20 protein-coding genes and 1 tRNA gene are annotated in these 21301 nt (G+C 61.2%); 11 read left to right on the top strand and 10 right to left on the bottom strand.

Annotated features, from left to right (window positions below; genetic code table 11):
- Positions 1–179 precede the first annotated feature (179 nt).
- The 7 genes from RlegSU303_RS00820 to RlegSU303_RS00850 all read right to left on the bottom strand — a co-directional run bounded on the left by RlegSU303_RS00820 (position 180) and on the right by RlegSU303_RS00850 (position 5668).
- Complete coding sequence (locus RlegSU303_RS00820; protein WP_131644328.1) at positions 180–755, bottom strand: AAA family ATPase; 576 nt, start codon at positions 753–755, stop codon at positions 180–182.
- 74 nt (positions 756–829) lie between these two features.
- Positions 830–2320, bottom strand: coding sequence for an MDR family MFS transporter (locus RlegSU303_RS00825; RefSeq protein ID WP_131718626.1), 1491 nt, complete (start codon positions 2318–2320; stop codon positions 830–832).
- A gap of 259 nt (positions 2321–2579) precedes the next feature.
- Entirely contained in the window at positions 2580–2990 is a 411-nt protein-coding gene (locus RlegSU303_RS00830) for a hypothetical protein (RefSeq protein ID WP_131718627.1), read from the bottom strand.
- A 227-nt stretch (positions 2991–3217) separates the two neighbouring features.
- Positions 3218–3541, bottom strand: coding sequence for an addiction module antidote protein (locus RlegSU303_RS00835; protein ID WP_131718628.1), 324 nt, complete (start codon positions 3539–3541; stop codon positions 3218–3220).
- A gap of 1 nt (position 3542) precedes the next feature.
- Positions 3543–3908, bottom strand: coding sequence for a type II toxin-antitoxin system RelE/ParE family toxin (locus RlegSU303_RS00840; RefSeq protein ID WP_131718629.1), 366 nt, complete (start codon positions 3906–3908; stop codon positions 3543–3545).
- A 603-nt stretch (positions 3909–4511) separates the two neighbouring features.
- Positions 4512–4587: transfer RNA gene (locus RlegSU303_RS00845), tRNA-Thr, on the bottom strand.
- Between the two features lie 121 nt (positions 4588–4708).
- The gene (locus RlegSU303_RS00850; protein ID WP_131718630.1) at positions 4709–5668 is read right to left on the bottom strand and encodes an NAD(P)H-dependent flavin oxidoreductase; all 960 of its coding nucleotides are present in this window, start codon (positions 5666–5668) and stop codon (positions 4709–4711) included.
- A gap of 284 nt (positions 5669–5952) precedes the next feature.
- Between RlegSU303_RS00850 and RlegSU303_RS00855 the strand changes: the two genes are divergently transcribed.
- Complete coding sequence (locus RlegSU303_RS00855; protein ID WP_131718631.1) at positions 5953–7152, top strand: regulator; 1200 nt, start codon at positions 5953–5955, stop codon at positions 7150–7152.
- A gap of 49 nt (positions 7153–7201) precedes the next feature.
- Here the strand turns inward: RlegSU303_RS00855 and ppk2 are convergent, their stop codons facing one another.
- Positions 7202–8083 carry a polyphosphate kinase 2 gene (gene ppk2 / locus RlegSU303_RS00860; RefSeq protein WP_017958843.1) on the bottom strand — a complete coding sequence of 294 codons (882 nt, stop codon included), beginning with the start codon at positions 8081–8083 and terminating at the stop codon, positions 7202–7204.
- Positions 8084–8324: 241 nt separating this feature from the next.
- Between ppk2 and phoR the strand changes: the two genes are divergently transcribed.
- The 7 genes from phoR (at position 8325) to phoB (ending at position 16148) form a co-directional block, all read left to right on the top strand.
- Positions 8325–9548: a phosphate regulon sensor histidine kinase PhoR gene (gene phoR / locus RlegSU303_RS00865; protein ID WP_131644338.1), complete on the top strand. Its 1224-nt coding sequence runs from the start codon at positions 8325–8327 to the stop codon at positions 9546–9548.
- Positions 9549–9742: 194 nt separating this feature from the next.
- Positions 9743–10777 carry a substrate-binding domain-containing protein gene (locus tag RlegSU303_RS00870; RefSeq protein WP_017958845.1) on the top strand — a complete coding sequence of 345 codons (1035 nt, stop codon included), beginning with the start codon at positions 9743–9745 and terminating at the stop codon, positions 10775–10777.
- Positions 10778–10939: 162 nt separating this feature from the next.
- Positions 10940–12421 carry a phosphate ABC transporter permease subunit PstC gene (pstC, locus tag RlegSU303_RS00875; protein ID WP_025393032.1) on the top strand — a complete coding sequence of 494 codons (1482 nt, stop codon included), beginning with the start codon at positions 10940–10942 and terminating at the stop codon, positions 12419–12421.
- Positions 12418–13740: a phosphate ABC transporter permease PstA gene (gene pstA, locus RlegSU303_RS00880; protein WP_017958847.1), complete on the top strand. Its 1323-nt coding sequence runs from the start codon at positions 12418–12420 to the stop codon at positions 13738–13740. Before pstC ends, pstA begins: the two co-directional genes overlap by 4 nt.
- Positions 13741–13756: 16 nt before the next feature.
- The gene (gene pstB / locus RlegSU303_RS00885; RefSeq protein ID WP_017958848.1) at positions 13757–14572 is read left to right on the top strand and encodes a phosphate ABC transporter ATP-binding protein PstB; all 816 of its coding nucleotides are present in this window, start codon (positions 13757–13759) and stop codon (positions 14570–14572) included.
- Between the two features lie 44 nt (positions 14573–14616).
- Positions 14617–15330: a phosphate signaling complex protein PhoU gene (gene phoU, locus RlegSU303_RS00890; protein WP_003556199.1), complete on the top strand. Its 714-nt coding sequence runs from the start codon at positions 14617–14619 to the stop codon at positions 15328–15330.
- Between the two features lie 134 nt (positions 15331–15464).
- The gene (gene phoB, locus RlegSU303_RS00895) at positions 15465–16148 is read left to right on the top strand and encodes a phosphate regulon transcriptional regulator PhoB (RefSeq protein WP_010068798.1); all 684 of its coding nucleotides are present in this window, start codon (positions 15465–15467) and stop codon (positions 16146–16148) included.
- Positions 16149–16416: 268 nt separating this feature from the next.
- Here phoB and RlegSU303_RS00900 read toward each other — a convergent pair whose 3' ends face one another.
- Positions 16417–16950, bottom strand: a complete 534-nt coding sequence (locus RlegSU303_RS00900) for a GcrA family cell cycle regulator (protein ID WP_017958849.1) — start codon at positions 16948–16950, stop codon at positions 16417–16419.
- 420 nt (positions 16951–17370) lie between these two features.
- Here RlegSU303_RS00900 and RlegSU303_RS00905 point away from each other — a divergent pair, with 420 nt between their 5' ends.
- The 3 genes from RlegSU303_RS00905 to RlegSU303_RS00915 all read left to right on the top strand — a co-directional run bounded on the left by RlegSU303_RS00905 (position 17371) and on the right by RlegSU303_RS00915 (position 20607).
- Positions 17371–18570 (top strand): aspartate aminotransferase family protein, encoded by a 1200-nt coding sequence (locus tag RlegSU303_RS00905; RefSeq protein ID WP_026158504.1) that lies wholly within the window; start codon positions 17371–17373, stop codon positions 18568–18570.
- A gap of 42 nt (positions 18571–18612) precedes the next feature.
- Positions 18613–19527 (top strand): ornithine carbamoyltransferase, encoded by a 915-nt coding sequence (argF, locus tag RlegSU303_RS00910; protein WP_231283367.1) that lies wholly within the window; start codon positions 18613–18615, stop codon positions 19525–19527.
- A 90-nt stretch (positions 19528–19617) separates the two neighbouring features.
- Entirely contained in the window at positions 19618–20607 is a 990-nt protein-coding gene (locus RlegSU303_RS00915; RefSeq protein ID WP_231283368.1) for an Hsp33 family molecular chaperone, read from the top strand.
- Positions 20608–20853: 246 nt separating this feature from the next.
- Here RlegSU303_RS00915 and apaG read toward each other — a convergent pair whose 3' ends face one another.
- Positions 20854–21246 carry a Co2+/Mg2+ efflux protein ApaG gene (apaG, locus tag RlegSU303_RS00920; RefSeq protein WP_026158505.1) on the bottom strand — a complete coding sequence of 131 codons (393 nt, stop codon included), beginning with the start codon at positions 21244–21246 and terminating at the stop codon, positions 20854–20856.
- Positions 21247–21301: the final 55 nt, after the last annotated feature.

Genomic DNA, 21301 nt, shown 5'->3' on the forward strand with positions numbered 1-21301 from the left:
TGCAGAATTCTTTGAATCGGAATCGTAGCGATTTGTCGCGCGACGCCGAGCCTAATTTGCCCTTGGTCCACCTCTCCGCATTTCAAGAGAATCTCATCGACGACGACCGTGAGCGGGAGAGTGGCGTCGATGACGACACCACACTTCGGAATATCCTCTTTGTGCATGCAATCACACAATCAGCTCCCGTTCGGCAGGCATGTCACAACATGATCCCGTATTGCCGCAGCACTTTCCAAAGGCGATATGAAGGTCACATCCAACGTCAGCGCGTGTTTGTGCGGGAGATTGAGAACCACGGCCTGTTGGCTTCGGCTCCTCGACGTCTCGACATCAGTCGTCTTCAAATGGTCGCGCCGAGCGGGGGAGGAAACGCGACGCGCCAATTCTTCTTCGGCACACAGCAATCTCACCGGCACGAAGACTGCGGCGCGCTGTCTGGCGGCTTCGACGAACTGCTGGTACGTCCGCGCGCTCCGCTCATCGCCTTCGACACCGGCATGGGTGAAGATGAAATTCGCCGATGGGCCGCTATAGGCGGTTATCGCGTCCAGGACGGCCTGCCGGACCCTACCAGTATATTCCCAGACGCCCTTTGGCAGCGGCGCGGTCTGATCCTCGTCGAGGAGGCGCAAGATCGGGTTGTTGAACCAGTGATTATCGACGATCTTTGCGGATATAAGCGAACCGAGTTCTTTGGCGATCGTCAGCTTCCCGACGCCCGGGAACCCCAAGAGCAAAACGAAAACACTCATCGTTCGACAACGCTCCCAACATAATCCATCGGTGTGGAAACGCAGCATTTCTGCGCTTCCACGAGCTGAACTGCTTAATGCGAGGCCGCCCCGCTGGCGACAGCCGCCCCCTCGCGCTTCTGGCTTGGCCCGACCGGGATCAGCCAGGTGGTGAAGAAGGTCAGCACCGCGACGACGACCACGCCCCAGAAACTCCAGTGCAAGGCCGCGTTGAAGATCGAGCGGATCGCCGGATCGGCGGCGAGCGCCGAAAGCCCGGTCGGCTGGTTCAGCACCTCGTGCAGGCCCGCCGCCGCCTCGCCGCTCGCATAATGGTTGATGCCGGCGTTGAGGATGGCGCCGAGCACGGTGGCGCCGAGCGTATTGCCGAGGCTGCGGGCAAAGATGATCGAGGCCGTGGCGCTGCCGCGCATCGACCATTCGACGCTGTCCTGCACCAAGACGATGCTGGTGAGGCTGATGAGACCCATGCCGAAGCCCATGAAGAACGAGCCGGCGCCGGCAACGACCGGCGAACTGTCAGGGGTCAGGAACAGCAGGAAACAGGCGCCGAAAGGAAACATCAGGCTGCCGACGCGCAGCGTGCGGCGGATGCCGAAGGCCTTGTAGAAACGGCTGGAGAGCATCACCGCCAAAGGCCAGCCGACGACGAGCATGGTCAGCGTGAAGCCGGCGACAAGAGGCGAGCGGCCGAGCACGCCCTGCACATAGAGCGGCAGGATAGTCGAAAGCCCGATCAGCGCCATCCCGGCCAGCAGCGTCGCCGCATTGCTGGTCGCAATCAGCCTTCGGCTCCACAGCGGGATCGAGATGATCGGCTCCGGCGCCCGCTTCTCCTGGGCGAGAAAGAGCAGGCCCGTGACCACGAAGACGGCGAAAAGCGAAAGCAGGATCCAGGCGCTCGCATCGGTTTCCGTCAGCATGACGAGAAGTGCCACGATCGAGATCGAAAACAGCACCGATCCGAGGTAATCGATCTGTGCCTGCTTGTGCGCCACGTCCTCCTTCAGGAAGATCATGAAGGCGATGACAGAGATGACGCCGATCGGCAGGTTGATCCAGAAGATCCAGGCCCAGGAGATATTGTCGACGATGATGCCGCCGGCAAGCGGCCCGACGACGGCCGAGGTCGCCCAGACGGTCGCCATCGCGCCCTGCACGCGGCCGCGTTCCTCGAGCTTGAAGAGATCGCCGATGATCGTCATCGTCACCGGCTGGATGGCGCCGGCGCCGAGCCCCTGCAGCAGCCGGAACAGCACCAGCGACATCATCGACCAGGCAAGCCCGCAGAGCAATGAGCCGACGAGGAAGATCAGGATGCCGCCGATCAGCACCGGCTTGCGCCCGAAAATGTCGGAAAGCTTGCCGTAGATGACCGTCGTCGTCGACTGTGCCAGCAGGAAGGCCGAAAACACCCAGCTGTAATAGGAAAAGCCGCCGAGCTCCCCGACGATGCGCGGCATCGCGGTCGCCACGATCGTCGCCTCGATCGCCACCATAAAGGTTGCGAGCATGATGGTGGCGACGATAAGCACGCGGTTCGAGCGTTGCGCTGCATTCGACATGACGATCCTCTTGGGCGCTCCGCAGATGCCGGAAATATTGGCAGGCTGGCTGAGATGTGGGGCGATGTGCCGCTTGCGGAGTGATGTGGCTCTTTTACGACCTCAAGCCCGGCCGGTAAAGCAGGCCGCGACCGGTTTCTGACGCCAGCCATTGTTTTCGCGTGATGTCGGCGAAGTGGCGGCCGAAAGCGAAGGCCCGGTGCCATTCCGCTCCGGGCCTTCGTTTTGTCAGAAGGTAAGGCGAACAATCACCTCATCCTCATTGCGGGCATGCCTCGCCAAGCGAGCCGGTGTCCGCATTTCCACTGGTGCAACCCGGCGTCTGCTGCAGATTGGGATTGACCCCGCCGGGATTGATCGTGCTGCGGCCGCTGTTGAGATTGACGCCGCCATTGCCGGTCGTGCTGCCGGTGGTGCCGGAATCGGTGCCGACAGACCCTGTGCCCGTCGAGCCGGTACCAATAGACCCCGTGCCCGTTGCGCCGCCGCCGACAGAACCACTGCCAGCCGACCCAGCGCCTGCGGAACCGGCGCCCGCACTCCCCGATCCACCGATAATCGGCGCCACCGAAAGCCGCCCATTGGCATCCGCGCCCCCAGCCGTCTGCGCCAGCGCCGGGCCGGCCAGACCAATCGAAAGCAGTGATATCGCGATGAACTTGCAGGACATGATTTTCTCCATGCTTGTTGTCTCACGGGAGAAAACCTGCTGGGCGGGAGCATTGTTCCTGTCGGGGTTGGGGTTTTCACGGTCGTTTGATTGGGGCAGATAATGGCGCCTGGGGGGACTACTGGACCTGCATCTCCATGATGGGCATAGAAGCGGGCTGTCGAGGCTCGAAACTTTGCTTAAAGGCCAGATCGGCCGCAGCGTCCGAATTGGTTGGATCGTGCTTGCTAAGCAGATCGACGCGCGTCCTCGTGTGTATCTGAATCATCCACACGCGTCGCTGTCAGCTTGTATCCGAGAGCTGCGGCTACACCGATGAGCGTTGAAAGCTTTGGGTCGCCTTTTTCACTGAGCGATTTGTAGAGAGCCTCACGGGTAACGCCGGCATCCCGAGCGACCTGTGACATACCACGAGCTTTCGCAACAACGCCCAATGCGTGCGCGATATAACCTGCATCACCGCTTTCAAACGCATCTTCAATGAGATGGGCCTGAGATTCTTCGGTATCCAGAAACTCGGTTGCGTCAAAAGGGATGATTTCAAGCGCCATCTCATATCTCCTTGGACATTTCGATTGCTCGCTTGATGTCCCGATCCTGGCTGCCCTTGTCGCCCCCGCACAGGAGAATAACGACAACGCTGCCCTGCATTGCAAAATACAAACGGTACCCAGGACCGTAGTCGAGCCTCAATTCCCCGATGCCATCGAAGAATTTGTGATCACCCAAATTGCCAGCCTCCGCACGAACGATGCGCGTGACAATTCGGTCTCTTGCATTCCGATCCTTCAGCTTGCGCAGCCATTTCTGGAATTCGGCTGTCTGGAGAACCGTGTATTTCTGTGAACTATAATTAACACCCTCCCGCGAGTAGTCAACTTTTTGTTGACCGGAGTGCTGAGACGGCCCTCCTGTCATTCGTCATCCATCAAATGAAACTCTCGCGCCGCCTGAGGCGCACGACACATCTGCGTCCTCTGGTAATGGGAAAGTGACACGCAGCGGTTCTCCACGAGGAGGAACGAAGGACAGGGTGCCTTCGATGCAATTGGCGGTGGAGCGGTAGGTGTCTTTCCCATTCGCTTTTGTATACGTTGCCACGCACTGCTTTACAGTAAGTTTGCCGCCATGTGCTGTTGTCTCACCTCCTGGGTCTCGCTCGCAGTATTCCCGGAAATTGGCTTGAGTGACCTTTCCTTTCATAACTGCGGTGCTTGAATCGGTGCCGGTCCTGCTGACAAGCGTTCCGTTCCATCCAGCACATGAGGCGAGAGGGAAGTCTGCTGCCTGCGCAGCGGACAAGCTAAATGTGAAAAGCGCGATACTTAACAGCGATGTCCTCATAGATCCTCCTAATCGCAAACCTGCTCTCGTTCGATCGATATCGGTCGCGCATATGTAGATGAAGGGCAGTCCAGCCGCCATGAGTGAAGAGGCTCTAATTACTGAAATTTTGCCTGCCGAGTGGCCAAAGGCAGCTAAAGGTAAACGAAGGATTTTTAAATGAGGCTTATAAAGAAATGGTGCCGCTTGCAGGACTCGAACCTGCGACCCCATCATTACGAATGATGTGCTCTACCACCTGAGCTAAAGCGGCCCCTCACGGCCGAAGCATGCGGCCTGCGATTTGCATGGCGCTGATACAGCCATTGTTGGAAGATTTCAAGCACCCTGTCATGGCTTTGGCAAAAAAGAGGGGAGGGGCGGGAAGGCGCGCCTCAGAGCGCCAGCCGGGCACGCGCTGCCCTGTATTCGGCCTCCAGCCGGTCGACGAGATTTACCACCGGCTCGACGGCCTTGATGGCGCTGATGCCCTGGCCGCTGCCCCATATGTCCTTCCAGGCCTTGGCGCCGCCGACAGCCTGTTCGAAGTCCATCTTCGAGACATCGGCAAGCGGCAGGTTGTCGGGGTCCATGCCGGCGGCCACGATCGAGGGCTTGAGATAGTTGCCGTGCACGCCGGTGAAATAGTTGGAATAGACGATATCGCCAGCTGCCCCTTCGACGATCGCCTGCTTGTAGGCGTCCGCAGCGCGCGCCTCTTCAGTGGCGATGAAGGGTGAGCCGATATAGGCCATGTCGGCGCCCATCGCTTCTGCGGCAAGGATCGCGCCGCCGGTGGCGATCGCGCCTGCCAGCAGCAGCGGTCCGTCGAACCATTCGCGGATTTCCTGGACAAGGGCAAAGGGCGAGAGCGTGCCGGCATGGCCGCCGGCGCCTGCCGCGACCGCAATCAGCCCGTCGGCGCCCTTGCGGATCGCCGAATGGGCGTGGCGGTTGTTGATAATGTCATGCAGCACGATGCCGCCATAGGAATGGACGGCCGCATTGACCTCGGGCACGGCGCCGAGCGAGGAGATGACGATCGGCACCTTGTATTTGACGCAGAGTGACAGGTCGTGCTCCAGCCGCTTGTTCGACATGTGGACGATCTGGTTGACGGCGAAGGGCGCGGCCGGCCGCTCCGGATGGGCGGCGTCGTGGCGGGCGAGCTCCTCCGTAATTTCCGCCAGCCATTCGTCGAGCTGGCTTTCCGGCCGGGCGTTCAGCGCCGGAAACGCTCCGACGATGCCCGCCTTGCATTGCGCCAGCGTCAGCGCCGGGTGCGAGATGATGAAGAGCGGCGAGCCGATGACCGGCAGTCTCAATTTGTCCCTCAGGATCGGGGGCAGGGCCATGGTCATCACCTCCATTGACGTTTACGAAAACGTCAATCTCATAACAGAGAAGAAAAGGCGATAAAAGACCGGCTGCCATTGCCTTCGTCGATTTCGGCCCGAATATATGCGCGAGAAAGCTAATAGAATAAGGCCCGTAAGCGGTGAAAGCTGCCGATATCCCCGCCGATCGACTGCGGCCGGGCTCGCAAGGCTTGCGGTTTGCCGCACTTGCCGTTACCGAATTTTGATGGAGAACGGCAGGGATTGCAGTCCGATGCCGAGTTCAAGGTGAAGGACTGGATGTGAGCGGATTAGAAACGGCCATCAGAACAGCGCTCGAGAATTCCGATCGCGACAATCCGGAGGTTCGAGCGAGGATCTATCAGTCGGCCCGCCAGGCGCTGGAAGCCGGTCTGCGCAAGCAGGATATCACCGACACCGAAGTCGTCGCCCATCACCGCCACCGCCTGGAAAGCACCATCCACGCCATCGAAGGCGAGGAGCGCGACCGCCTTCACCCCCGCCAGAGGCCGCCTGAAGTGCCGGTGCCGCCGGTCGTGGAAATGCCCGCACCGCCGGTTCCGCGCGGTGATGTGGCCGATATCGACAGCCTTATCGATAGTCCCGTGCCCGCAGGCGAAACCCGCACCCCAGAGGTAGCCTTCAGCCGCGGCGACGAGTCCAGCCTCCACGACGTGCATGCCGGCAATACCGATCATCTGGCTGCCGCTCCCCTCGGCGAGGAACGCCTTGCCCGCAGTCAGCGCGCCACCACCATGGATTTCCGCCCGGAGCGCGCGGCAGGTCGCCGCAAGCCGCGGAAATTCTTTTCGAGACTGCTCGTCTGGTGCGTCCTGCTTGCCTTTATCGGCATCGGCGCCTGGTGGGCGTATACGTCGGGCCTGCTGATGACGGCGGCCGAGCGCGACACCAGCGTTGCCAATCCGCCGGCAAGCACCCAGCCGGAGGATTTCACTGGCAATGACGATAGCGCCGGGAATGCGGGCTCACACACCGATCAGCCGGTCACCATCGATCCGCAGAACAGTTTCTCGGCCGATTGGATCCCGCTGTTCAAGCCTGAGGACGCCGACAAGATGCAGACCGGCCCGCGGGCGCGCACCGAAAAGATCACCGAGAATGACGGTCCGGCCATCCGGCTGATTTCCGAAAGCGGTGCAGCCGATGGCAATATCTCGATCAGCGTGCCGCCATCGGTGCTGCAGCAGCTGGCCGGCAAATCCTCGACGATCGCGCTGACGCTGCAATCCACCACCGACGAGCCGACGCAGATCACCGTCGAATGCAATTTCCAGACGCTCGGCAATTGCGCCCGCCACCGCTTCACCGTCACCCGGGAAAAGTCGGATGCGCTGCTGCAGGTGAAGTTCGACCGCTCGCTCGCGCCGAATTCGCCGGGCACGCTGACGATCAACAGCGATCTCGACGGCAAGGCGCGCGGCATCAACCTCTTCGCCATCCGCATCCTGCCGGGACAGTGACCCCGGTCCCGGCAGAGCCGGTGACCCCGGTCCCGATGCGATCGGTGCCCTATTTCAAAAAGCCAGGCCCTGAGCCGATGATCTCCGCGTCGACCGTGCCGAGCGCCTGTCTGTCCTTGCCGTCATAATCCATCTTGTTCAGCATGTGGCGGATGAGTTCGAGGCGCGCGCGCCGCTTGTCATTGCCGTGGATCACCGTCCAGGGCGCAAAATCCGTATGGGTTTCCTTCAGCATTCTGTTGCGCTTGTCGCTGTAATCGTCCCATTTCGTCAGCGCCGCGATATCCATCGACGACAGTTTCCAGACTTTCAGCGGATCGTGCCGGCGGTCGTGGAAGCGCTTGAGCTGCATCTCGCGGCCGATATCGAGATAGAATTTGAAGAAGAAGATGCCCTCATGGGCGATGATCTTTTCGAGCTGCGGCGCCTGCTTGAGGAAATCCTCATATTGCTGCGGCGTGCAGAAGCCCATGACCGGCTCGACGCCGGCGCGGTTGTACCAGGAGCGGTCGAACAGCACGAATTCGCCAGCCGTCGGAAACTGCGCGACATAGCGCTGGAAATACCATTGTCCCTGCTCGCGGTCGGTCGGCTTGGTCAGCGCCACGACGCGCGCTAGGCGTGGGTTCATATTCGCCGAGGAGGCCGAAATCGCGCCGCCCTTGCCGGCAGCGTCGCGCCCTTCGAACAGCGCCATCACCCGCTTGCCGGTCGCCTGCAGCCAGAACTGCACTTTGACGAGTTCGATCTGCAGCTTTTCCAGCTGCTCCAGATAGTCCTCCTCCTTGAGCTTCTTCTTGTGGGGAAAGTCGCCGGATTCCAGCGCGCGTTCCTCCACCCAGGCCGGCAGAGTGGGATCGTCGACATCGAAGATGCGCTTCTTTCCGCGGATCTCCAGCTCCACGGCCCTGTTTTCGACGTCCTCGTCCATATCAGCCTCCACAGCCCGATCGCTTCTCTTCCTGCAAGCGAACATATTTACCGTTGAAAATCAAATCTTTCGCGGTCGACCGATAATTTTTCGTGGGTTTCTGCTGCGGCTTTTCGCTTCAAAGCGGTAGCCCGAAAACTTCTGTCATGAATTGCCGCTATCAGGCAGAGTTCAATATAAGAAAAACGAATCGACGGCGCGAGGGCACTTGCCAGACGAAACTCCATGGAGAAAAAGCCTGTTGGCGCGCATAAGGCGCGAACGGCCGGTGCTGCTGGCAGCAATCCTCAGCGCGCTCGCCGCGCTTGCCGCCGGCATGAACAAGTGGGTTGTGCTTGTCCTGCTGCTTGTGATGATCCTCACGGCGCTTTTCAATGAGGCGCCGATCATTGAGGCCGAGCCGGCCCCGCCGGTGGAGATCGAGCCGGAAGCGCCGCCAAGCCGGCTGCCTGAAGTTTCCGCCACGCTCTCCGGCCTCGATATCCCCGTCATGGTGCTGTCGGACGACGCCTCGGTGCTCTTCCAGAACCGCGCTGCCGAAAAGGCCTTCGGCGAGGTGGCGCTCGGCGCCCATATATCGGCCCGTATGCGCTCGCCCGGCGTGCTCGACATGGTGCGCGAAACCATCGCCACCAACGCACCGAACCAGATCGAGCATTCCGAGCGGCTGCCGTCCGAGCGCGTCTATATCGTGCGCAGCGCGCCCATAGAATTCGCGGCCGGAGACGGGCCGCACGAGCGCTACTTCATCCTGTCCTTCCGCGATATTTCCGAGGTCCGCCGCATCGACCGCATGCGCTCGGATTTCGTCGCCAATGCCAGCCACGAGCTGCGCACGCCGCTTGCCTCGCTGCGCGGCTTCATCGAGACCATCCAGGGGCCGGCGAAGAACGATCTGAAGGCGCAGGCGCGTTTCCTCAACATCATGCTCGACCAGACGACGCGCATGAGCCGGCTGGTCGACGACCTGCTGTCGCTCTCCCGCCTGGAGCTGAAATCGCACATTGCGCCGGATGAGAAGATCGATCTGGTGCCGCTGCTCGGCCATGTCAGGGATGCGCTGGTGCCGCTCGCCAGGGATGTCGGCGTCGACATCAATCTGCATCTGCCGGATGGTAAGGTCGAGGTGCTGGGAGATCGCGACGAACTTGTCCAGGTCTTTGAGAACCTGATGGAAAATGCTTGCAAATACGGCCAGGAGGGCGAGATCGTCGATGTCTGGCTGAAGAACGGCACCGGCCAGCCGGTCGAGGTCAGCATCGTCGACAGGGGCCCGGGCATCCCGGCCGAGCATGTGCCGCGGCTGACGGAGCGCTTCTACCGGGTCAGCATCGAGGACAGCCGCTCGAAAAAGGGCACCGGCCTCGGCCTTGCGATCGTCAAACACATCCTCACCCGCCACCGGGCGCGGCTGATCGTCAAGTCGGAAGTCGGCAAAGGCACCGATTTTACCGTCCGCTTCTAACGATATGTCGCAACACTTTTACGTTGCATAATTTTATCATTTTAAATCAATAACTTATATTGTCACAAATGTTTCATCGATTTGACATAAAAGGACGAGGCTTCAAGAGCTAAGAGAGTCCCGCCGATGAAAAAAGGCAATGCGAGGGCCTCTCTAAGGCCGCACTCACACAAGCCCAATGCGGGAGATTTCTAATGAACACCTTCAAGCTCACCGTTGCCGCGCTCGCTGCAACTGCTGCTTTCGCTGGCGCTGCCGTCGCCCGCGACCAGATTCAGGTCGCTGGTTCGTCCACCGTCCTGCCTTACGCAAAGATCGTTGCCGAGTCCTTCGGCGAAACCTTCACCAACTTCAAGACGCCGGTCGTCGAATCCGGCGGCTCGGGCGCTGGTCTGAAGGAATTCTGCAAGGGCGTTGGCGAAGACACCATCGATATTGCGAATTCATCGCGTCCGATCAACAAGAACGAACTGGAAGCCTGCAAGGCTGCCGGCGTAACGGACATCCAGGAAGTCAAGATCGGTTATGACGGCATCGTCTTCGCAACCGACGCTTCCAACCCTGATCTCGCTTACGTTCCTGCCGATATCTACAAGGCCCTCGCAGCCCAGGTCGTCGTCGACGGCAAGCTCGTCGCCAACCCCTACAAGAAGTGGTCGGAAGTCAACCCGAAGCTTCCGGCTGTTGATATTGCTGCCTACATTCCGGGCGAAAAGCACGGCACCCGCGAAGTCTTCGAACAGAACGTTCTCGCTGCCGGCTGCAAGGCCTCTGGCGCAACCGACGTCATCGCTAAGGAAATCGCCGAGAAGGCTGCCCAGGGCAAGGCCTGCGTCGCAGTCCGCAAGGACGGCGTCGCCGTTGACATCGACGGCGACTATCCGGAAACCCTGGCGCGCATCGCCGCCAACAAGACCGGCGTCGGCGTATTCGGCCTTTCCTTCTATGAAAACAACGCCGACAAGCTCAAGGTTGCTTCGATGAGCGGTATCGTTCCGTCCACCGAAACGATCGCCAACGGCACTTACCCGGTTTCCCGCCCGCTGTTCTTCTACGTCAAGAAGGCACATCTCGGCGCTGTTCCGGGCCTGAAGGAATACGTCAACTTCTTCGTATCCGACCAGATGATCGGCCCTGACAGCCCGCTCGTCGAATACGGCCTCGTTGCCGCTCCGGATGCCGAGCGCGAAGCGATCCGCAAGGAAGTCGAAGCCGGTAAGGCTATGTAATGAATTTTGCCGGCGCGGTGCCTTTCAGCCCGCGCCGGCATTGCTTATGTCCCTGCCGGGCATGTCCGCTGCAGGGTTGAATTTCTTCTCCATGATTGGAAGCTGAAGGCAGCTGACGAAGCTGCCGGGCTTTTTGGGGCTATGGGCCTGGGGACGTAACGAATGAGCACATCCATCATACTTTTGTGCCTTGTGGTGATCGGAGTCGCCGCCTATCTGGTCGCGCGCAACCGTGCCACGGCGCTTGCCGGAGGCAGATCCTCCGCACTGCATTCACGGCCGGCCTATTACGGCGCCTATGCGGCGATCTGGGCAGTTCTTCCCGCCCTCATCGTCCTTGGCCTCTGGCTCTCCATCAGCCCCGGCATCATCCAGTCTTCGGTTCGCAGCGCTTTCCCTGACGACATCAAGGCTCAGGTCTCGGTCGAGCAGGATCTTGGTTATTCGACGGTGGCGACGGTCGCCCGCGGCCTGACGATGCTGACCTCGGATGAAACTGCGGCGGTCGGCAACGATCCGGCTGCGCTTCAGGCCAAGCTCCTCGAAAAGGGCGTGCCGCTTGCCGGCCAGCCGCTGCCTTACATGATCGACGCCGCCAGGACGCTCAACGCCATGAGCTTGACGAGCCGCATCGCCATGACGGCGATCGTCTTCGCGCTCGCCATTGCCGGCGCCTTCTATGCGCTGCGCTCCATCGCTCCGCGCTTCCGCGCCCGCAACCGGGTCGAGCGCGTCATGCTCTGGGGCCTGCTGCTCGCCTCTTCGATCGCCATTCTGACGACGATCGGCATCGTGCTCTCCATGCTGTCGGAAGCCGCCCGCTTCTTTACGGCCGTTCCCGCCATGGACTTCTTCTTCGGCACGGTCTGGGATCCGCGCTTTGCCGGCGCCGGCAGCTCGTCCTTCGGTCAGTTCGGCCTGATCCCGCTGCTGCTCGGTACGATCTATATCGGCCTGGTCGCCATGCTGGTCGCCGTGCCGGTCGGCCTCTTTGCCGCCATCTACATGGCCGAATACGCTTCGATGAAGGTGCGCTCGATCGCCAAGCCGCTGCTGGAAGTGCTCGCCGGCATTCCGACGATCGTCTACGGCTTCTTCGCGCTCGTCACCGTCGGTCCGTTCCTGCGCGATTTCTCCGCCCAGGTCAGCGGCCTTCTGTCCGGCAACTACAGCAATTTCATTCAGGCGCAGAGCGTTCTGACGGCCGGTATCGTCATGGGCATCATGCTGATCCCTTACGTGTCCTCGCTGTCGGACGATATCATCACCGCCGTGCCGCGGTCACTGCGTGACGGTTCGCTCGGTCTTGGTGCCACACGCTCCGAAACCGTCAAGAAGGTGGTCTTGCCCGCAGCCCTTCCCGGCATCGTCGGCGCGTTGCTGATGACTGCCTCGCGCGCCGTCGGCGAAACCATGATCGTCGTGCTGGCCGCCGGTGTGGCCGCCCGCATCCAGATCAACCCGTTCGAGCCGATGACGACGGTGACGGTCAAGATCGTCAACCAGCTGACCGGCGACCTTGAGTTCACCTCGCCGCAGACGCTGGTTGCCTTTGCCCTTGGCATCACGCTGTTTTGCATCACGCTTTGCCTCAATATCTATGCGCTTTACATCGTGCGCAAATACCGGGAGCAGTACGAATGACGGATATTGTTTCTCCCACATCAGGCGTCACCGTTTCCAAGGCGCCCGCGCGCCGCGATATCGGCATCAAGCGCCGCTATGCCGCCGAGCGCCGGTTCCAGGCCTATGGCATCGCCGCCATCACCTTCGGCCTCGTCTTCCTCTTCATCCTGCTGTGGACGGTAATCGGCAAAGGTTATACCGCCTTCCAGCAGACGGCGATCACCCTGCCGATCGAATTCGTCGAGAAGACGATCGACCCCGACAATAAGCGTGCGACCGACCCTTCGGTGCTGATCGCCGCCAACTATCCGGTTCTCCTGCGTGACGCGATCGTCAAGCAGCTGAACATCAATGCCTCGAGCCGTCCCGACGTGCGCGATGCATCCGCCATGCTGTCGAAAAGCGCGCCGATCCAGCTGCGCGATATGGTGATTGCCGATCCGTCGATCATCGGCAAGACGGTCAATGTCACGGTGCTCGCCGACGCCAATGTCGACAGCGCCAACAAGGCCCAGATCGACCTCTCGGTCGATGAGAAGAACCGCAAGGTCAACGACAAGCAGGTCGGCTGGATGAACGAACTGAAGGCGAGCGGCGCGCTCCACAAGCAGTTCAACACCGGCCTCTTCGTCAACGGCAATTCCAGCCGTCCGGAGGCCGCAGGCCTTGGCGTCGCCCTGATCGGCTCGCTCTACCTGATGCTGATCGTGCTCGTGCTCGCTCTGCCGATCGGCGTCGCCGCCTCGATCTATCTCGAGGAGTTCGCGCCGAAGAACAAGCTGACGGACCTGATCGAGGTCAACATCAACAACCTCGCCGCGGTGCCTTCGATCGTCTATGGTCTGCTCGGTCTTTCCGTCTTCATCAATTTCATCGGCCTGCCGCGCTCGGCCTCGCTGGTCGGCGGCCTGGTGCTGACGCTGATGACCCTGCCGACGATCATCATCGCGACGCGTGCGGCACTGCGCGCCGTGCCGCCGTCGATCCGCGCCGCAGCGCTCGGCCTTGGCGCTTCGAAGATGCAGATGGTGTTCCACCATGTGCTGCCGCTCGCCATGCCGGGCATCCTGACCGGCACGATCATCGGCCTGGCGCACGCGCTCGGCGAAACCGCGCCGCTGCTCCTGATCGGCATGGTCGCCTTCGTCGCCAATGCGCCGACGACACCGCTCGATCCCTCGACGGCTCTGCCCGTACAGGTCTATATGTGGGCCAACGAGGCCGAACGTGCCTTCGTTGAGCGTACTTCGGGTGCCATCATCGTCCTGCTCCTGTTCCTGATCGTCATGAACATGGGCGCCATCCTCTTGCGTCGTCGCTTCGAGCGCCGCTGGTAAACGGAGTTACAAGATCATGAACATGTTGACGGAAGCTGCAGTTGAAAAGGCGCTGGATCAGAAGATGAGCAACGTCCCTTATAAGATGATCGGAAAGGATGTCTCGGTATACTACGGCGAGAAGCGCGCGCTTTTCGATGTGAACCTGAACGTCCGCGAAAACACCGTAACCGCTCTGATCGGCCCGTCCGGCTGCGGCAAGTCGACCTTCCTGCGGTGCCTCAACCGCATGAACGATACGATCGACGGCTGCCGCGTCACCGGCAAGATCACGCTTGATACCGACGATGTCTATGATCCCGATATTGACGTCGTCGAGCTTCGCGCCCGCGTCGGCATGGTCTTCCAGAAGCCGAACCCGTTCCCGAAGACGATCTATGAAAACGTCTCCTACGGCCCGCGCATCCATGGCCTTGCCAAGTCGAAGGCCGATCTCGACCAGATCGTCGAGACCAGCCTGCAGCGCGCCGGCCTCTGGAACGAGGTCAAGGACCGCGTGCATGAATCCGGCACCGGCCTGTCGGGCGGTCAGCAGCAGCGCCTCTGCATTGCGCGTGCCGTCGCCGTCAGCCCTGAAGTCATCCTGATGGACGAGCCCTGCTCGGCGCTCGATCCGATCGCCACCGCCAAGGTCGAGGAACTGATCCACGAGCTGCGCGAGAACTACACGATCGTCATCGTCACCCACTCCATGCAGCAGGCCGCGCGTGTCTCGCAGCGCACCGCCATGTTCCACCTCGGCAATCTCGTCGAGGAGAACGACACCGACAAGATGTTCACCAATCCCGACGATCCGCGCACCCAGGACTACATCATGGGTCGCTTCGGTTGATTTTGGCGACACCAAGCCTTCCCGTTATTCGAGGATAAAGCCCCATGGCATCGACACATATTTTTTCTGCCTACGATGATGATCTGAAGTTCCTGTCCAGGCGGATTTCCGAAATGGGCGGCCTGGCCGAGCAGATGGTCAGCGAAGCCGTCCGCGCCCTCGTCAACGGCGATACCGCACTGGCGCAGAAGGTCATATCCGACGATGTGATCCTCGATCACGCCGAACGCGAAATCGGCGACAAGGCGATCGTCACCATCGCCCGCCGTCAGCCGATGGCCTCGGACCTGCGTGAAATCATGGGTTCGATCCGCATCGCCGCCGATCTCGAACGCGTCGGCGACCTCGGCAAAAACACCGCCAAGCGCGTCATCGCCGTCCAAAGCACCGGCGTTCCCCGTAAGCTCGCCCGCGGCCTCGAGCATCTGTCCGAGCTGGCGCTCGTCCAGCTCAAGGAAGTACTCGATGTCTACACCAATCGTTCAGCCGACAAGGCGAATGCGATCCGTGAACGCGACAACGAGATCGACGCGATGTACACCTCGCTGTTCCGCGAACTTCTGACCTATATGATGGAAGATCCGCGCAACATCACCAGCTGCACGCATCTTCTCTTCTGCGCCAAGAATATCGAGCGCATCGGCGACCATGCCACCAACATCGCCGAGACGATCTTTTACATGACGACAGGCGCACAGCCGGAAGGCGATCGTCCGAAGGACGACAGCGCCAACACCGTCGGTGCGGTCACGGAATAACCGCCCGCACAATTAGTTGCGTGCGCGCCCGTCCGGGGCGCGCAAAGAGGTCGCAGCCAATTTCTGAATTTGCGCAGGATGAATTGCTTAAATCACCCCTGATTTAAGGATGATGCGCGAGGAGACCGACACGCATGATCCCGAGAGTTGCAGTTGTTGAAGACGAGGAAGCCCTCAGCGTGCTTCTTCGCTACAATCTCGAAGCGGAAGGCTTCGAGGTCGATACCATCCTTCGTGGCGACGAAGCCGAAATGAGGCTCCAGGAGCGCACGCCCGATCTTCTCATCCTCGATTGGATGCTGCCGGGCGTCTCCGGCATCGAGCTCTGCCGGCGCCTGCGCATGCGGCCGGAAACCGAGCGACTGCCGATCATCATGCTGACGGCGCGCGGCGAGGAGAGCGAGCGTGTCCGCGGATTGTCGACGGGTGCCGACGATTATGTCGTCAAGCCCTTCTCGACCCCCGAGCTCGTTGCCCGCGTCAAGGCGATGCTGCGCCGCGCGCGTCCCGAGGTGCTGTCGACGGTGCTGAAATGCGGCGATATCGAGCTCGACCGCGAAACCCATCGCGTCCATCGCAAGAGCCGCGAAGTCCGCCTCGGCCCCACCGAATTCCGCCTGCTGGAATTCCTGATGTCGTCGCCGGGCCGGGTCTTCTCCCGCTCGCAGCTTCTCGATGGCGTCTGGGGCCACGATATCTATGTCGACGAGCGCACCGTCGACGTCCATGTCGGGCGCCTGCGCAAGGCGCTGAATTTTTCCAACATGCAGGACGTCATCCGCACCGTCCGCGGCGCCGGTTATTCGATGGAAGCCTGAGGGCTTCCATCTGAGCCTGCTGACAAAACCCTGGCAGAACCTGCGACGTGATCCTCGGCCTTGTGCCGAGGATCTGCGCACGCCAAATTAAGCATTTGAAAATAAAGGATTTTTGGCAAAAGTAGTTGGGGTGGTCAGATGCTCGGCACAAGGCCGAGCATAACGGAGGAAACCTTACAAGCAATTCGGATGCCCGAGCGCTTCCATCCACGCGCATAAAAAAACGGGCCACTCGGCCCGTTTTCTGCATTCTGACGATGGTTGTCGTTCAGCTTGCCCGCGCTGCTGCCCGGCGGCGTTCGTTGACCGGCTGGTAGGCGAGCTTCTGGTGATAGCCGCAATAAGGCGAATTGTCGGGGGATTCGCAGCCGCAGAAATGGAAGTCGTCCTTCAGCGGATCGCCGACCGGCCACTTGCAGGTGCGTTCGGTCAGTTCCGTCAGGCCGAGGCGGCGCGAAATCGGCACGACCACGTTGCCTCTCGGCACGTATTCCATTTCCTCGATCGTTTCGATCTCGATCTCTTCCTTCAGCATCGTCGCGCCCTGCTGGCGGGTGACGGTGCGGGTCGTGATCCGGGAGGTGTAGTTCGGTGCGCGCGGCGCCGATGTGTTGCGCTTCGGCGTTCGCGCCGCAGTGTTGGTGCCGCCGGCCTTGGCACGGCCGGGAAGGCACAACCGGTGCACTTTGCCGATGACCGCGTTTCTGCTGACCCCGCCAAGCTGCGCAGCAATCTGGCTGGCGCTCAGTCCTTCGGCCCAAAGCTTCTTGAGTTTCTCGACCCGCTCGTCTGTCCAGTTCATGCCCTGTCTCCACCTTTTGCGTTGGTGATGGCAGAATCCCTCACCGTTGTCCCGGGAGCTCCGAAACAAGAAACGCTTGATCAATTTTGGTGACTAGTTCCGCCGCATGCAGTCTAGTAATTGATCTTTAACCTAGTGTGAGGCTGACTCCGTGACAAGAGTCGCATGAATCCGGATGAATCGAATTCGTAGTTTTCCCCAACTTGCTGCCCCTGCGTGGCATTTCTGCAATAATGCCTGTTGAAGACTGAAAACGCCGCTGTACACCTGTGCTGCATACGCTAAGGGCGCCGTTTTGTTGACATTGCAGCGCGAAAAGGAAATAGTGCCAGTCGCCGCCGCAAGGCGGCATTTTTAATTTTTCGGGCATGGTTTCCTTAGCCGGAGTCATTGCCCGCCAACTTTGATGGAGATCGCGCCATGGCTGAAGCCGCGCCGCTTTATGACACCTATTCTCGTGCCCCGCTGCGGTTCGAGCGAGGCGAGGGCGTATGGCTGATCACCGAGACTGGCGAGCGATATCTCGATTTCGGCGCCGGCGTCGCCGTCACGTCAGTCGGCCACAGCAATCCGCATGTGGTCGGCGCACTGAAGGAGCAGGCCGACAAGGTCTGGCACCTGTCGAACATCTATGAGATCCCCGGCCAGGAGCGTCTGGCAAAACGGCTGACGGACGCCACCTTCGCCGACAAGGTGTTCTTCACCAATTCGGGCGCCGAGGCGCTCGAATGCGCGATCAAGACGGCGCGCCGCTACCAGTTTTCCAAGGGCCATCCCGAGCGTTTCCATATCATCACCTTCGAAGGCGCCTTCCACGGACGGACGCTGGCGACGATCGCCGCCGGCGGCCAGGAAAAATATCTCGAAGGTTTCGGTCCCAAGGCGCCGGGTTTCGATCAGGTGGCTTTCGGCGACATCGAAGCGGTCCGCGCCGCGATCACCGAGGCGACCGCCGGCATCCTCATCGAGCCCGTGCAGGGCGAGGGCGGCGTCCGTCCTGCCACACCTGAGTTCATGAAGGCGCTTCGCCAGATCTGCGACGAGAACGGCCTGCTGTTGATCCTCGACGAGGTCCAGACCGGCGTCGGCCGCACCGGCAAGCTCTTCGCTCATGAATGGTCGGGCGTCACCCCCGACATCATGGCTGTTGCCAAGGGCATCGGCGGCGGTTTCCCGCTCGGCGCCTGCCTCGCAACCGCCGAGGCCGCCTCCGGCATGAAGGCCGGCACGCATGGCTCGACCTATGGCGGCAATCCGCTCGCCATGGCCGTCGGCAGCGCCGTGCTCGACATCATCCTTGCCGATGGCTTCCTCCAGCAGGTGCGCGACGTAGCACTGGTCTTCCGCCAGGGCCTCGCCTCGCTGAAGGATCGTTATCCCGATGTGATCGAAGATGTGCGCGGCGAGGGGCTGTTGCTCGGCATTAAGGCTGCCGTTCCCTCAGCCGAGCTGCTGCAGGCGATCCGCGCCGCCCATCTGCTCGGCGTGCCTGCCGGCGATAATGTCATCCGCCTTCTTCCGCCGCTCGTGGTCACCGCCGAGGAAGCCCGCGAGGGCCTTGCCCGCGTCGAACGCGCCGCCGAGAGCATTCGCGCCTCCAAGGTCAAGAAGACGGCTTGAAGAGATTGCCGCCTTCGGGCGCAGCACAGGTAAGAAGACGATATGAGCCCTAAACATTTCCTCGATCTTTCGGCGGTCACGTCAGCCGATCTCAGAACCATCATGAACGATGCGCTCGCCCGCAAGCAGGCCTTCAAGGCAGGCACGGGTGATAAACCGCTCGCCGGCAAGATGCTGGCGATGATCTTCGAGAAGCCGTCGACGCGCACCCGCGTCTCCTTCGATGTCGGTATGCGCCAGCTCGGCGGCGAAACGCTGTTCCTCTCGGGCACCGAGATGCAGCTCGGACGCGCCGAGACGATCGGCGACACCGCCAAGGTGCTGTCGCGCTATGTCGATGCGATCATGATCCGCACCACCGAGCATTCCAGGCTGCTGGAGCTTGCCCAGCATGCGACCGTGCCCGTGATCAATGCGCTGACGGATGACACCCATCCCTGCCAGATCATGGCCGATATCATGACCTTCGAAGAGCATCGCGGCCCGATCAAGGGCAAGACCATCGCCTGGACCGGCGACGGCAACAATGTGCTGCATTCGCTGGTCGAGGGTGCCGCGCGTTTCGGCTATCGCATGAACATGGCCGTGCCCCTTGGCTCGGAGCCAAAGGATCACTATCTGAACTGGGCCCGCAATGAGGGCGCCGAAATCATGCTTTACCATGATGCCGACCGTGCGGTCGCCGGCGTCGATTGCGTGGTGACCGATACCTGGGTCTCCATGAATCAGGAACATCGGGCCCGGGGTCACAATGTCTTCCAGCCTTATCAGGTCAACGCGGCCTTGATGGCGAAGGCCGGCAATGATGCATTGTTCATGCATTGCCTGCCCGCCCATCGCGGTGAGGAAGTGACGGATGATGTGATCGACGGTCCGCAATCCGTGGTCTTCGATGAAGCGGAAAACCGCCTTCATGCGCAGAAGTCGATTCTTGCTTGGTGCCTGGGCGCGATCTGAACCATAAACGGACGTCGCGAGTGAAAGATCGCGCGACCGCGTGAGCGAAGGGCACGCTGGCTCATCGCGCTGAAACTAGGAGTGAAAGCCATGGCAGAAGCTGCAGCCGCCCTCGGCCAGTTCGATTTCGCCGGCGATGACCATGTCGTCCCTTTCCAGGTGGAGGGGCTGGATGTGCGCGGCCGCGCCGTCCAGCTCGGCCCGATGCTCGACGCGATCCTCGAGCGTCATCATTATCCCGCACCCGTTGCCCGGCTGCTTGCCGAAGTCGTCGTGCTGACGGTGCTGCTCGGCACCTCGCTGAAGTTCGACGGCAAGTTCACGGTGCAGACCAAGGGCGACGGTCCAGTCGATCTTCTCGCCGATTTCTCGACACCGGAAAATGTCCGCGCCTACGCCCGTTTCGATCAGGCGCTGCTCAACAAGGCGATCGAGTCAGGCGAAACCGAGCCGGAGCAATTGCTCGGCAAGGGCATTCTCGCCTTCACCATCGACCAGGGCAAGTTCAGCCAGCCCTACCAGGGCATCGTTCCGCTCGACGGCACCACGCTGGAAGACATTGCCGGCGTCTATTTCCGCCAGTCGGAGCAGATCCCGACGCGCGTCCGTCTTGCCGCGGCCGAGCTCTTCGATCGTGACGATGCCGGCAAGCCGCGCCATCGCTGGCGGGCAGGCGGCCTCGTTGCCCAGTTCCTGCCGGAAGCGCCGGAGCGCATGCGCCAGCCGGATCTCCACGGCGGCGACGGCGACACCGGCAGCCGCCCGCATGGCGAGGACGATGCCTGGCTCGAAGCGCGTTCGCTGGTCGAGACCATCGATGCCGATGAACTCACCGATCCGCTGGTCGGCACCGAGCGGCTGCTGTTCCGCCTGTTCCACGAGCGCGGCGTGCGCGTCTACGAACCGCGCGCCGTTTTCGACCGCTGCAGCTGCTCGCGGGACAAGATCAAGGGCGTGCTGAAGGGCTTTTCGGCCGAGGAGATCGAGGCCAGCCAGGAAAACGGCGAAATCGCCGTCACCTGCGAATTCTGCTCGACCACCTACCGCTTCGAGCCGGCCGAGCTTCAGCCGGCCGAATAGGCGCGGTTTGCATTGATGGCTGCCCCTCACCCTAACCTTGCCGGGGTCGAGCCACTGGTCTCGACCCGTCCTGCGGACCCCCGTAAAAACGGGGCGAGGGGACGTGCCCTGCGAAAGGTTGGTGGGGAACGGAGAGGTCGCGGCATATTCCCTTCTCCCCGTAGGCGGGGAGAAGGTGGCGGCAGCCGGATGAGGGGCTGGCGTCGGCGATCTCTGGGCCTAGGCATCGTGCCGCCTGTGGCGTCGTCAGTTAAGCACGCGCAGAAGCCCAGGCGAATCCAGCGAGAAGGCGGGGATGTCGACATCGAACATCTCGCCATCGTCCGTTTCCATCTGGTAATGGCCGAACATCAGCCCTGAGGGCGTGTCGAGCGGGCAGCCGGAGGAATATTCGTAGGTGTCGCCGGGGCTAAGCCGCGGCTGCTCGCCGACGACGCCGGGGCCGGTCACCTCGTCCACCTGGCCGTTCTGGTCGGTGATGTTCCAGTAACGATTGACCAGCCGAACGGCTATGCTGGAATTGTTGCTGATGACAATCCGGTAACCCCAGACATAGCGATCGTCTTCCGGATCGGATTGCTCCTCCAGATAGAACGGCTCGACGACTACTTCGATCTCTCTTGTGAGGGCGCGATACATGCCTTGCACCTTAGTCAAGATATGTTACCCGTATCTTATAAGAGGCCCTGTCCGT

The organism is Rhizobium sp. SU303, assembly GCF_021052345.1.
Classification (GTDB): Bacteria; Pseudomonadota; Alphaproteobacteria; order Rhizobiales; family Rhizobiaceae; genus Rhizobium; species Rhizobium laguerreae.